12 protein-coding genes are annotated in these 12,225 nt (G+C 70.3%); 3 read left to right on the top strand and 9 right to left on the bottom strand.

The annotated features are described in order from the left end of the window. Positions 1–27: 27 nt before the first annotated feature. Genes mqnP through AQJ54_RS00430 form a run of 3 tightly spaced genes read right to left on the bottom strand, consistent with a single transcriptional unit; the run spans position 28 to position 2,860 of the window. Positions 28–945, bottom strand: a complete 918-nt coding sequence (gene mqnP / locus AQJ54_RS00440) for a menaquinone biosynthesis prenyltransferase MqnP (RefSeq protein ID WP_428843768.1) — start codon at positions 943–945, stop codon at positions 28–30. Further along, on the bottom strand, positions 942–1,412 hold the full coding sequence (locus AQJ54_RS00435; protein ID WP_062023147.1) for a hypothetical protein: 471 nt from the start codon (positions 1,410–1,412) through the stop codon (positions 942–944). Before AQJ54_RS00435 ends, mqnP begins: the two co-directional genes overlap by 4 nt. After that, positions 1,409–2,860: a menaquinone biosynthesis decarboxylase gene (locus AQJ54_RS00430; protein ID WP_062232741.1), complete on the bottom strand. Its 1,452-nt coding sequence runs from the start codon at positions 2,858–2,860 to the stop codon at positions 1,409–1,411. Before AQJ54_RS00430 ends, AQJ54_RS00435 begins: the two co-directional genes overlap by 4 nt. Positions 2,861–2,994: 134 nt before the next feature. On the opposite strand from AQJ54_RS00430, the gene AQJ54_RS00425 reads away from it, so the two are divergent. Both AQJ54_RS00425 and AQJ54_RS00420 read left to right on the top strand, forming a co-directional pair. Further along, positions 2,995–3,399, top strand: coding sequence for a PLD nuclease N-terminal domain-containing protein (locus AQJ54_RS00425; protein WP_062232739.1), 405 nt, complete (start codon positions 2,995–2,997; stop codon positions 3,397–3,399). A gap of 81 nt (positions 3,400–3,480) precedes the next feature. Beyond that, on the top strand, positions 3,481–4,872 hold the full coding sequence (locus tag AQJ54_RS00420; RefSeq protein ID WP_062232737.1) for a purine-cytosine permease family protein: 1,392 nt from the start codon (positions 3,481–3,483) through the stop codon (positions 4,870–4,872). A 97-nt stretch (positions 4,873–4,969) separates the two neighbouring features. Here the strand turns inward: AQJ54_RS00420 and AQJ54_RS00415 are convergent, their stop codons facing one another. Beyond that, positions 4,970–5,944: an isopenicillin N synthase family dioxygenase gene (locus AQJ54_RS00415; RefSeq protein ID WP_062232734.1), complete on the bottom strand. Its 975-nt coding sequence runs from the start codon at positions 5,942–5,944 to the stop codon at positions 4,970–4,972. After that, the gene (locus AQJ54_RS00410; RefSeq protein WP_062232731.1) at positions 5,937–6,404 is read right to left on the bottom strand and encodes a nucleoside deaminase; all 468 of its coding nucleotides are present in this window, start codon (positions 6,402–6,404) and stop codon (positions 5,937–5,939) included. The genes AQJ54_RS00415 and AQJ54_RS00410 overlap by 8 nt, the downstream gene beginning before the upstream one ends. Positions 6,405–6,495: 91 nt before the next feature. Between AQJ54_RS00410 and AQJ54_RS00405 the strand changes: the two genes are divergently transcribed. Beyond that, positions 6,496–7,848, top strand: a complete 1,353-nt coding sequence (locus AQJ54_RS00405; protein ID WP_062232729.1) for a PucR family transcriptional regulator — start codon at positions 6,496–6,498, stop codon at positions 7,846–7,848. An 82-nt stretch (positions 7,849–7,930) separates the two neighbouring features. On the opposite strand, the gene ccsB is transcribed toward AQJ54_RS00405, so the two are convergent. Genes ccsB through AQJ54_RS00385 form a run of 4 tightly spaced genes read right to left on the bottom strand, consistent with a single transcriptional unit; the run spans position 7,931 to position 12,169 of the window. Next, on the bottom strand, positions 7,931–9,037 hold the full coding sequence (ccsB, locus tag AQJ54_RS00400) for a c-type cytochrome biogenesis protein CcsB (protein ID WP_062023128.1): 1,107 nt from the start codon (positions 9,035–9,037) through the stop codon (positions 7,931–7,933). Beyond that, complete coding sequence (gene resB, locus AQJ54_RS00395) at positions 9,034–10,782, bottom strand: cytochrome c biogenesis protein ResB (protein WP_062232727.1); 1,749 nt, start codon at positions 10,780–10,782, stop codon at positions 9,034–9,036. The genes ccsB and resB overlap by 4 nt, the downstream gene beginning before the upstream one ends. 3 nt (positions 10,783–10,785) lie before the next feature. Further along, positions 10,786–11,559 (bottom strand): cytochrome c biogenesis CcdA family protein, encoded by a 774-nt coding sequence (locus tag AQJ54_RS00390; RefSeq protein WP_062232725.1) that lies wholly within the window; start codon positions 11,557–11,559, stop codon positions 10,786–10,788. Between the two features lies 1 nt (position 11,560). Continuing rightward, positions 11,561–12,169, bottom strand: coding sequence for a TlpA family protein disulfide reductase (locus AQJ54_RS00385; RefSeq protein ID WP_062023119.1), 609 nt, complete (start codon positions 12,167–12,169; stop codon positions 11,561–11,563). Positions 12,170–12,225 lie beyond the last annotated feature (56 nt).

Genomic DNA, 12,225 nt, shown 5'->3' with positions numbered 1-12,225 from the left:
CTGCCCTCGATGGTAGGCGCACCGTACTCACACGGTCAGGCCCCGAACGAGGAGATCCAGCAGCGCACACACGAACAGGGCGATCCCGATGAACCCGTTGACACTGAAGAACGCCCGGTTCAGCCGGGACAGATCATGCGGCCGCACGATCGAGTGCTCGTACACGAACGCGCCCGCGACGATCATCAGCCCCACCCAGAAGAACCCGCCCGCGTCCGTGGCGACCGCGTACCAGACGAGCAGGGCCGTCGTCAGGAAGTGGCAGACCCGCGCTCCCCGGATCGCCGCCGGGATGCCGAACCGCGCCGGCACCGACATGACGCCGATCTCCCGGTCCGTCTCGACGTCCTGGCAGGCGTAGATCAGGTCGAACCCGCCGATCCAGATGCCGACCGCGAGACCGAGGATCACCGCGTCCCAGGACCACTCCCCGGTGATCGCGAGCCAGCCGCCGACCGGACCCATCGCCTGGGCGAGCCCGAGGATGGCCTGCGGGAAGTTCGTGAACCGCTTGCCGTACGGGTAGACCACCATCGGGATCACCGCGACGGGGGCGAGCGCCAGGCACAGCGGGTTGAGCAGGGCGGCCGAGCCGAGGAACACCACGACCGCGACCAGCGCCCCGGTCCAGGCGTGCTTCACCGACATCGCCCCGGTGACCAGCTCCCGCTGGGCCGTGCGGGGATTGCGGGCGTCGATCTCCCGGTCGATGATCCGATTGACGGCCATCGCGAAGGTCCGCAGGCCGACCATGCAGATCGTCACCAGGAGCAGCCGCCCCCAGTGGATGTTCTTGTCCCACTCGTACATCGCGGTCAGCGCGGCGATGTACGCGAAGGGCAGCGCGAAGACCGAGTGCTCGATCATCACGAGCCTCAGGAAGCCCTTCACCTTGCCGGCCGGCTGCGGTACCGGACCCACGACCCCGTCGGCGGTGGTCATCATGCGAGGCTCCCGAGGAACGCGTCGAGGTCGGTCAGGAGTGCGGCGGCGGGCAGCGGTCCCGTCTCCACGGTCAGCGGAGTCAGGGACTCGTCGGGCGGGGTGATGTGCGCGGTGAAGGCGTACCCGTCCGCGTCGGCCGGGCGGCCCTCCAGCCGCAGCGCAGCTCCGCCGTCGACCGTGAAGGGGCCGGAGGCCGCGAGGAGCTCCGCGCGCAGCCGCTCCGCGAAGTCGGCGGGTTCCGCGTCGCGCACACCGGGCAGCTCGAAGCCGTCGCCGTCGCCGCCGCGCTCGAAGAGGACCGCCCAGGTGTCGCCGGGACCGGCCAGCTCCTCCGGGGAGACGCCCGCCTGCTCGGCGGCCTCCCGCACGCCCGGGTCGTCCGGGTCCAGTTGGGGCCGTACGAGCGCCACGTAGTCGGTGTCGGTGCCGATGAACAGGGCCGGGCCGCCCGCGGGGATGGGGCTCACAGGCCGTACTCCTTCCACCGGCGGTCGACCTTCGCCGCCGTCTCCGGGTCGGACAGCACCATCTCGGGCCAGCCGCCGTCCCGCGTGTACCCCTCCTCGGGCCACTTCCTCGTGGCGTCGATGCCCGCCTTGCCGCCCCAGAACTGCTGGTAGGAGGCGTGGTCGAGGTGGTCGACCGGTCCTTCGACGACCGACAGGTCACGGGAGTAGTCGGTGTTGCCCAGCGCGCGCCAGGCGACCTCGTGCAGGTCGTGGACGTCGCAGTCGGCGTCGACGACCACGATCAGCTTGGTCAGCGACATCATGTGCGCGCCCCAGACCGCGTGCATCACCTTCTGCGCGTGCTTGGGGTACTTCTTGTCGATCGAGACGATCGCGCAGTTGTGGAAGCCGCCCGCCTCGGGCAGGTGGTAGTCCACGATGTCCGGGACGATGATCTTCAGCAGCGGCAGGAAGAACCGCTCGGTCGCGCGGCCCAGCGGCCCGTCCTCGGTCGGCGGGCGGCCCACCACGATGGACTGGAGCAGCGGGCGCTTCCGCATGGTGACGCAGTCGATGGTCAGGGCGGGGAACGGCTCCTGCGGGGTGTAGAACCCGGTGTGGTCGCCGAAGGGCCCCTCGGGCAGCATCTCGCCCGGCTCCAGCCAGCCCTCGATGACGACCTCGGCCTGGGCCGGGACCTGGAGCGGGACCGTCTTGCAGTCCACCATCTCGATCCGCTTGCCCGCGATGAACCCGGCGAAGAGGTACTCGTCGATGTCGCCGGGGAGCGGGGCGGTGGAGGCGTAGGTCACGGCGGGCGGGCAGCCGAAGGCGATGGCCACCGGCAGGCGTTCACCGCGCCGGGCGGCCACCTGGTAGTGGTTGCGGCTGTCCTTGTGGATCTGCCAGTGCATGCCGATCGTGCGCTTGTCGTGGCGCTGGAGGCGGTAGAGCCCGAGGTTGCGGATGCCGGTCTCGGGGTCCTTGGTGTGGGTGAGCCCGAGGTTGAAGAAGGACCCGCCGTCCTGCGGCCAGGTGAACAGGGCGGGCAGCTGGTCGAGGTCGACGTCGTCGCCGGTGAGGACGACCTCCTGGACCGGGGCCTCCTTCACCTTCTTCGGCGGGACGTGCACCATCGAGCCGAGCTTCCCGAAGGCCTCGCGCACCCCCACGAAGCCCTGCGGCAGTTCGGGACGCAGCAGCCCGCCGATCTTGTCGGAGATGTCGCCGTACGACTTCAGGCCCAGGGCCTTCAGCAGCCGCCGGTCGGTCCCGAAGACGTTCATGGCGAGCGGCATCGCGGAGCCGCGGACGTTCTCGAAGAGCAGCGCGGGCCCGCCCGCCTTCTGCACCCGGTCGACGATCTCCCCGACCTCCAGATACGGGTCGACCTCGGCCTTGATCCGCTTGAGGTCTCCCTCGCGTTCCAGTGCCCTGAGCAGGGAGCGAAGATCGTCGTAAGCCATGCCCCCCAGTATCGCCGAGCCGCACACGAGCCCGACGCCCGCCCCACCGCCCGCGCTCGGGCGAACCGCTACCCTGACCCCGTCGGGGGGCCTGTCACAGGCTTCGCACAAACTTCCCTGGGGGGCCAAAGCACATGTTCCGGCTGCTGATGTACCTGATCCCGCTGGCGCTGACGATCTACGCGTTCATCGACTGCCTCAACACCCCCGAGGACGAGGCGAAGCACCTGCCCAAGATCGCCTGGGTCTTCATCATCCTGCTGTTCTGGATCGTCGGCCCGATCGCCTGGCTGGCGGCGGGCAAGCAGCGCACCCCGCCCGTCGGCGGCCGCACCCCCTCCGAGTGGCACCGCAACCACCGCATGGAGTACGTCGCCCCCGACGACAACCCCGAGTTCCTGAACTCCCTCAAGGCCGAGGCCGCATCTTCTCAAAGCGTGAAGGACGAGGCCCTGCTGAAGGACTGGGAGGCGGACCTGCGCCGCCGCGAGGAGGAGCTGAGGCGCCGGGAGGCCGGCGAGGAGCCGAAGGGCGACTGACAAGCTGTACGCCGCCGAGCCCCCCGAAGCGGACATCTCGCCCCTGGGCGGAGGCGGGCGGGGGCCGGACACTTACCTCGCATGACGACAGCTCCCGCCGACTCCGCCGGCACTCTCGCCCCCGCCTACGGCGACAAGGTCATCGCCGTCGAATCGGCCGGCTCGGAAGCCATTCCCGAGTCCGAACGCCACGGCGGCCCGCTCCAGCTGCTGTGGACCTGGGCCTCCCCGAACATCGAGTTCGCGACCGTCTTCATCGGCGTGATCGCCGTCCTGTTCTTCGGACTGAGCTTCTGGCAGGCCACGGCCGCCATCGTGCTCGGCACCGCGCTCGGCGCGCTCACCCAGGGCGTGCTGTCCCTGGACGGGCCCCGGTTCGGGGTGCCGCAGATGGTCGTCGGCCGCCTCTCCTTCGGCTACTTCGGCAACATCCTGCCCGCCGCGGCCAACGGCCTGGTGGCGGGCGTCGGCTGGTTCGCGGTCAACAGCGTCAGCGCGGCCTTCGCGCTGAACACCCTGACCGGCCTGCGACCGCTGCCGTCGCTGCTGCTCGTGGTGGCCGCCGAGATCCTGATCGGCTTCATCGGCCACAACTTCGTGCACGTCTTCGAGAAGTACGCCTTCCCCGCCCTCGCGGTGATCTTCCTGCTGGCCGGGGTGTGGACCTTCAAGGACGCCCACCTCGGCGGGGGCGGCTCGGGAGGCGGCGTCGGCGGTTTCCTGCTGGCGTTCAGCGCGGCCTGGGGCTACGCGGCGGGCTGGAACCCGTACGCCGCGGACTACTCCCGCTATCTCCCCCGTACCGCGAACAAGGCCCGCACGATCCTCTACCCGGCGCTCGGCCTGTTCCTGTCGGTCTCGGTGGTGGCCGTGATCGGTGCGGCCTCGGCGACGATCGTGGCCCCGAAGGACGCCACCCCGACGGCGGCCTTCACCGGTCACCTGCCGGGCTGGCTCGGCGACCTGGTGCTGATCGCGATCATCCTGGGCGGGGTCTCGGCGAACGCCCTCAACGTGTACTCCGGCGCGATCTCCATCGCCTCCTTCGGCCTGAACCTCCCGCCCTGGCTGAGCCGCAGCGTGCTCGTCGTGGTGTCCGGGGTCGCGGGTACGGCGGCGGCGTGGGCGTCCCTCTCCGACGCGGGGGCGGCCTACGAGGCGTTCCTGCTGGTGATCGCGTACTGGGTGGCGCCCTGGCTGGGCGTGGTCCTGGTCGAACGGCTGCTGCGCCCCCGGGACGCCGACGAGGTCCTGTCCGCCCGCCTGACCGACCGCACCTTCACCAACTGGCCCGGATTCACGGCCCTGTTGATCGGCGTGGCGGTCTCGGTCCCCCTCTTCTCCAACCAGGAGGACTACGTCGGCTACGTACCGAAGCACTGGCCGTCGTTCGGTGACATCACCCCCGTGGTGGGCTTCGTCCTGAGCGCGGTCCTGTACGCGGCGCTGCGGAGGCGGTCGCCGGCACGGTGAGGGCCGGTCGCCGGGGCGGTGATTGCCCCGTTCGCCCCGCTTCGACGGCCGCCCCGGAAAGCGGCCGTCGAGGCGTGTGCCGGTACAGGTGCCCTTCTCACTCCACCGTGATCGAGTCCAGCTTCGCCCTCAAGTACACGTGGGAGTCGACCGGTTCGTGCGCCACCCGTCCCACCGGGGCCGGTACGGACTCCACGAGCGTGCCCGGGGTGCACTCGCCGAAGTAGACCAGGGACATCAGTTCCTCGGCGGGCGCGTCCGCGGGCGGCGGCAGCACCCGGTGGCGGCCGGAGCGCCAGCGGTCGCCCGTCCAACGGGCCATCAGGTCACCGATGTTGATGGTGAAGGCCTCGGGGTCGAAGGGCGCGTCCTCCCAGCCGCCCTCGTCCGTGAAGACCTGGAGCCCGCCCTTGCCGGCCTGCCGGTCGAGGATGGTGACCGTGCCGAAGTCGGTGTGCGGTCCGATGCGGAACTGCCCCGGCTGCGGCTCCCCGATCACCTCGGTACCCGGGTACCAGTTGATGTTGAAGCCGTACGTCGGATGGTCCATGTGCCGGGAGAAGAAGTCGGGTTCGAGCCCGAGGGCCTCCCCGAGGAGCGTCAGCAGCTGCTTCTCCAGCTCGGCCATCCGCCCCAGGTACTCCTCGCACAGCTCACGCAGTCCGGGGACCTCGGTCGGCCAGACGTTCGGCGCGTACCACTCCGCGTTGACGACCGGGTCCTCGAAGGGCTCGTGGGTGGCGAAGGTCAGCGACTCCTTGAGGTCGGGCGGGGTCTCGGTGCCCTCGGAGTAGCCGTTGGCCTCGGCGCCGGGTCCCAGCCAGCCACGGCCGCCGACCTTCGCCTCGTAGGCCTGCTTGGTCTCCGCCGGCAGCCGGAAGAAGGAGCGCGCCGCCTCCCGGATGCCCGCACGCAGCGCGGGGTCGACGCCGTGCCCGGTGACCAGGAAGAACCCGGCGGTCTGGAGGGCCTCGTCGAGGGTGCGGGCGATGGCGGCGCGGGCCTCGGGGTCGCCGGAGAGCCAGGGCCCGAGGTCGATGGTCGGAATACGCGGCCGGGAGGTGTCAGTCACCGATGTCCTCGTTCCACAGTGCGGGGTTCTTCTCGATGAAGTCGGTCATCATCCGGACGCACTCGGGATCGTCGAGCAGCACGATCTCCACCCCGTGCTCGGCCAGCCAGTCGTGCCCGCCGTGGAAGGTGGCGGCCTCGCCGATCACCACGCGCGAGATCCCGAACTGGCGGACCATCCCCGAGCAGTACCAGCACGGGGAGAGCGTGGTCACCATGGTCGTGCCGCGGTACGACCGCTGCCGCCCCGCGGCCCGGAAGGCGTCCGTCTCGCCGTGCACGGAGGGGTCGTCGTCCTGGACGCGCCGGTTGTGACCGCGTCCGAGGAGGGTGCCGTCGGCGCCGTAGAGCGCGGCCCCGATCGGGATGCCGCCCTCGGCGAGCCCGGCGCGGGCCTCCGCCACGGCGGTGGCGAGCCAGCTGCGGGCCGTCGCCTGGTCCAAGGGGTCCGGAGTGTTCATGTCCTCACTCTCCTGTGGCCGAAACACGAGGGCAACGTGCGGAAAGTACTCTCCGGGCAGCCCACAGCCGGACGAACTGTCGGGAGGCACCATGCCCGCCCTCACCCTCCGCGAAATCCTGGCGCTCGATCCCGTTCGTGCCTCCGAGCCGGAGCTGCTCGCCGGCCACACCGGCCTGGACCGCCCCGTGCGCTGGGTCCACTCCAGCGAGGTCTACGAGGGCGCCAACTTCCTGGACGGCGGCGAACTGCTGCTCACCAACGGTTTCGGCCTCACCGACCCCGACGAGGAGTCCCGCCGCCGGTACGTGCGCGAGCTGGCCGCCCGGGGCGCCGCGGGCCTCGCGGTGGAGGTCGGCCGGTCCCTGCCCGCCATGCCTCCCGAGGTGGTGGACGAGGCCCAGCGCCGCGAACTGCCCCTCGTGGCTCTGCACCGGGTGGTGCCCTTCGTCCGGATCACGGAGGCCGCCAACCGGGCGATCGTGGCCCGGGGGCTGTCGGGCCGTGCGGTCGTCCGGCCGTGGGGCGACGACCATACGGCGGCCCTGCTGGCCGACCTCGCGGACGGGGCGGCGCTGAACCAACCGGAGGTGGAGGCTCGGGCGGCGCTGGCCGGCTTCCACCCGGGTCCGGGCGCCCGCCTGGTCGGAGTGTCGCTGCACGGCACCCGGGACGTGGGCACCGTCGACCGCGCGGTACGGCTGCTGGGCGGGGCCGGGGCGATGCGGGCCGCGTTCGCCGGGGACGTCCTGGCCCTGCTGTCCCTGCCCGGGACCCGCCCCGGTGACCCGGTGAAGGGGGTGCAGGAGGTCTTCCGCACGGTGGCCGACCCCGGGCTCACGGTGGCCGTGGGCCACGCGGTGGCCGGGGACGCCGGCTGGCTGCGCTGGAGCGACACCCTGCGGACGGCCCGTACGACCCTGGAACTGGCCCTGACGGTCCCCGCGGCGGAACCGGCGGCCCCCGACGGCCCGTTGGTGACGTCGTCGAGGGCCCTGGCCCTGGAGCGGGAGCTGACCCGGGGCGGGATCGACGCCAACCGGGACCGCCTGACAGCCCTGGTCCAGCACACCCTGGGCCCGTTGCTGACCTGGGAGGCGGCCCACCCGAGCGACCTGGTCCGCACCCTGGAGACCCACCTGAGAAACGGCTGCTCCCCCACCCGCACGGCCGCCCTCCTCCACATAGGCCGCCAGTCCCTCTACCAGCGCCTGGAACGCATCGAGTCACTCCTGAATCTGAACATCAACGACCCGGACCTACTGGGCGAGCTGCTGACAGCAACATGCGCACACCGAGTGTTGAGGCGCCCTGAAGGGGTGCGGGGCCGTGACATCAGCGGCTCCGCCGCGCGGGCGCGACCAGCCACAACGCACCCGCAGACGAACTACCTGCGAACCGCCTCACGCAAGGTCACCGAACTGGTCCCGTTGAAGGGCGCATAACGAAGGCTCCGTACGGCGAAGGCCGGTTCCCGTGCCCCGGGTCGATCGGGGGCACCGGAACCGGCCTTCGCCGTGCGGAGGTTCAGACGCCGGCGTAGGAGTGCTTGCCGGAGACGAAGATGTTGACGCCGTAGTAGTTGAACAGCCAGCAGCCGAAGGCGATCATCGCCAGGTAGGCGGCCTTGCGGCCCTTCCAGCCGGCGGTGGCGCGGGCGTGCAGGTAGCAGGCGTAGGCGACCCAGGTGATGAACGACCAGGTCTCCTTGGGGTCCCAGCCCCAGTAGCGGCCCCACGCGTCGCCCGCCCAGATCGCGCCCGCGATGATCGTGAACGTCCACAGCGGGAAGACGGCCGCGTTGACCCGGTACGCGAACTTGTCGAGGCTCGCGGAGGCGGGCAGCCGGTCGAGCACCGAGTTCGCGAAACGGCCGGGCGTGCCGCCGTTCGCGAGCTTGTTCTCGTAGCTGTCCTTGAAGAGGTACAGGATCGTGGCGACCGCGCCCACGTAGAAGACCGCGCCGCAGAAGATCGCGGTGGAGACGTGGATGTACAGCCAGTACGAGTGAAGGGCGGGAACCAACTGGTCGCTGGCGGTGTACAAGACAGTGACGGCGAGGCCGAGATCGAGGAGGACCGTGGTGACCAGGAACAGCCCGAGCCAGCGCACGTTCTTCTTCAGGGCCAGCAGCCCGAGGTACACGGCGACGGCCACCGTGGAGAAGGTGATGTTGAACTCGTACATGTTGCCCCAGGGCGCCCGCTCCACCGAGGCCGCGCGGGCCACCACCCCGGCGAGCTCGACCAGGAAGGCCAGCACCGTCAGGGAGATGGCGATACGCCCGTAGAGGTCGCCCTGCTCGTCCCCGCCGTGCGCCCCCGGCCCGTCCGGCACATCGCGCGAGCCCGACGCCGACCGCACCACGACCTGCGGCCGCTCCAGTACGGCGGTACTGCCCCCCTGGTTCACGGTGACCGCCGGCGACTTCTTGGCCCCGGTCTTCTTGGCGTCGGCGGTGAGCGCGGCGGCGGTGCGGCCGACCTTGCTGCGGCTGCCGAAGAGCCATTCGGCGATGTACGCGAAGAAGGCCAGCGTGTAGACGGCCATCGACGAGTAGATCAGCGTGTTGCTGATGTTGGCGAGGTGTTCGTTGGTGGCGGTGGCCAACTCGGTTGCGGCGGCGAGAGTCACTTCTCAGCCCCTTCGGAGGGTGTTGCTCGGGGTTCGGGGGTGGTGTCGTCTTGAGGGGGGTCGTTCGCGGGGTCGGGGGCCCCGGGAGTTCGGTCGTACAGGATCCCGGCCAGTTCGCCCAGCTCCTCCGGCACCTTGGCGGACTCGCTGCGGCCGAGGCCGGCCATCTCCACGACCGTCACGCCGTCGTCCCCGCGCACCGCCCGCACCCACACCCGGCGGCGCTGGATGAACAGGGACGCGGCGAGGCCGAAGATCGCGGTGAGCGCGCCGGTGAGGGCCCAGCCGCTGGCGGGCTGCTGGACGACCTGGAAGTTCGCCCACTGCCTGGTCCCCTCGTAGGTGACCGACCCGGCGCCGTTCGGGAGCTTCATGGTCTGGCCGGGGCGCAGGTTCTCCCTGAGCTCCTTGCCCTTGGCGTCCTTGAAGTCCTTCACATGCGACTTGTCGAGCTGGTACACGCTCTGCGGGATGCCCGAGTCGACCCCGAGGTCACCGTGGTAGGGCGTGAGGTTGAGCACCGGGTTGTTCAGCGCCGGGAAGGTGGAGGCCGTCTCGCTGCCCGGAGTGTAGGTCGGGATGAAGAACGCCGAGATGCCCAGCTGCTCGGCGACGCCCTTGGCGTTCCGGTAGCCGTCGAGGACCTTGATCACACCGGTGGAGGTGACGTTGGAGTCGAGCGGCAGCATCGCGACCGCGTCGTGGAAGACCACGTTGCCCTTGCCGTCCCGGACCGTGATGAGGGGGGCGTAGCCGTGGGCCGTGAGGTAGACCTTCGCGTCGTCGATCTCCAGCGGCTCGTTGACCTTGACGAGGGTCTTGCGCTCCTTGCCGTAGGCGCCCTTGCTGTAGGTGATGGCGGCCTGGTAGAGGCGCGGGGTGCCCTTGTTGGGCCCGTTGGTCTCGTAGGTGCCGGTGAACTTGTCCAGGGTGAAGCTGAACGGCACCAGGTCCTCGGTGTCGAAGAGGTTGCCGGACTTGAAGTCGTCGTAGGAGATGAGGGTGTTGGAGAACCCGTCCCCCTCCACGACCAGCTTGTTGCCCTCGGACTTGAAGAGCTGGCCCCAGGCGAAGGCGATCAGCAGCACGATGAGCGCGATGTGGAAGGCGAGGTTGCCGACCTCGCGCAGATAGCCCTTCTCACCGGCGACGTTGTCCCCGGCGAGGTGGGCGCGGAAGCGCTTCTGCTTCAGCAGGGCGAGCGCGGCCTCACGGACCTGCTCGGGCTCGGCCTCGGTGCGCCAGGTGGTGTAGGCGGGCAGCCGGGTCAGCCGCTTGGGCGCACCCGGCGGCCGGCTGCGCAGCTGCCCGACGAACTGCCAGGTGCGGGGGATGATGCAGCCGACGAGGGAGACGAACAGCAGGATGTAGATCGCGGAGAACCACACCGAGCTGTAGACGTGGAAGAGGCCGAGCTTGCCGTAGACGTCCCCGAGGGTGGGGTTGTTCTTGACGAAGTCGGCGACCTTGGTCGCGTCGGTGCCGGACTGCGGGATGAGGGAGCCCGGGATCGCGCCGAGCGCCACCAGCAGGAGCAGCAGCAGCGCCACCCGCATGGAGGTCAGCTGCCGCCAGAACCAGCGGGCCCAGCCGACGACGCCCAGGGAGGGCAGGTTGGGCGGGCCTTCGACCGGCGCGGTGGACAACTGGGAGCCGGCGGCTCCGAGGTCCTGCTCGCCGGCGGGCGCGTCCGGGGCGTCGGAGGGGCCGGAGGCGTCGGGCGCGGTGGGCGTGGTCTTGCTCATGGATCAGATCCCCACAGAGAAGCCGGCGGACCAGGACTGGACGTCCTGCACGAGGCGGTCCCACACGCCGGTCAGCAGCAGGAGCCCGGTCACGATCATCATGGTGCCGCCGATGCGCATGACCCAGACGTAGTGGCGCTTGACCCAGCCGAAGGCACCGAGCGCCTTGCGGAAGGCGACCGCGGCGAGCACGAACGGCACTCCGAGGCCGAGGCAGTAGGCGACGGTCAGTATGGCACCGCGGCCCGCGCTGCCCTGCTGGGAGGACAGGGCGATCACCGAGGCGAGGGTCGGGCCGATGCAGGGGGTCCAGCCGATGCCGAACAGCGCACCCAGCAGCGGGGCGCCGACCAGGCCCATGGCGGGCCGGTTGTGGAAGCGGAACTCCCGCTGGGTCATCCAGGGCATCAGGCCCATGAAGAAGACACCCATGAGGATCATGAGCACGCCCAGCACTTTGGACAGCACGCCCTGGTTCTCCTGGAGCGTCTGCCCGAAGTAGCCGAACAGCGCCCCGCTGGAGACGAACACCACGGTGAAGCCGAGCACGAACAGCGAGGCCCCGGCGACCATCCGGCCGCGCCGGGCCTCGGCCAGATCGGTGCCGGTGACGCCGGTGACGTACGACAGATAGCCGGGGACCAGCGGCAGGACGCACGGCGAGAAGAAGGAGACCAGACCGCCGAGGACCGCGATGGGCAGCGCGAGCAGCAGGGCGCCGTTGAGGACGGTGCCGTTGTAGCCGGTGTCGGCGGCGAGCGTGACGACTGCGCTCACGTCACTTCTCCGCGAGGACCGGGGTGATCATCTTGCGCAGCTTGCTCTCGCTGAGCGCGGCCAGCGAGCGGGAGGCGATCTTCCCTTCCCGGTCGATGACGAGCGTGGAGGGCACGGCCTGCGGGTTGAGGGTGCCCTTCTGGAAGCGGAGCATCAGCTTGCCGGTGGGGTCGTAGAGGCTGGGGAAGGTGATGCCCATGTCCTTCTCGAAGGCGCGGGCGTTCTGGATGCTGGTGTCGCGGGTGTTGATGCCGACGAACTGGACGTTCTGGGACTTGAGGTCCTTGTAGACCGTCTCCAGGTTGGGCGCCTCGGCCCGGCAGGGGGCGCACCAGGAGCCCCAGATGTTCAGGACGACGACCTTGCCCTTGTAGTCGGCGACGTCGAGCTGTTTCCCGTCGACGGTCTTGCCGGAGAGGTCTGGGGCGGTGCCCCGGTCGCCCTGCTTGGCCGTGGAGATGCCGTCCGCGCCCATGATGAAGTTGGTGTCGCCGCCTCCGCCCGAGGTGCCGCCCGAGCTGCACGCGGAAAGGATCAGCGCTGCGGCTGCGGCACCTGCGCTGAACAGGCTGGCACGGACTCGGGAGCGGCTACGGCTGGCGGCACTCATGTGAAAAGTTTCGCATGCCCGTTCTGGGGATCTTGCGCACCCCCCTTGCGGGCGGA

The organism is Streptomyces griseorubiginosus, from assembly GCF_001514195.1.
Taxonomy (GTDB): Bacteria; Actinomycetota; Actinomycetes; order Streptomycetales; family Streptomycetaceae; genus Streptomyces; species Streptomyces griseorubiginosus.
The sequence above is the reverse complement of the archived record's forward strand: the minus strand, read 5'-3'. Positions and strand labels throughout refer to the sequence as shown.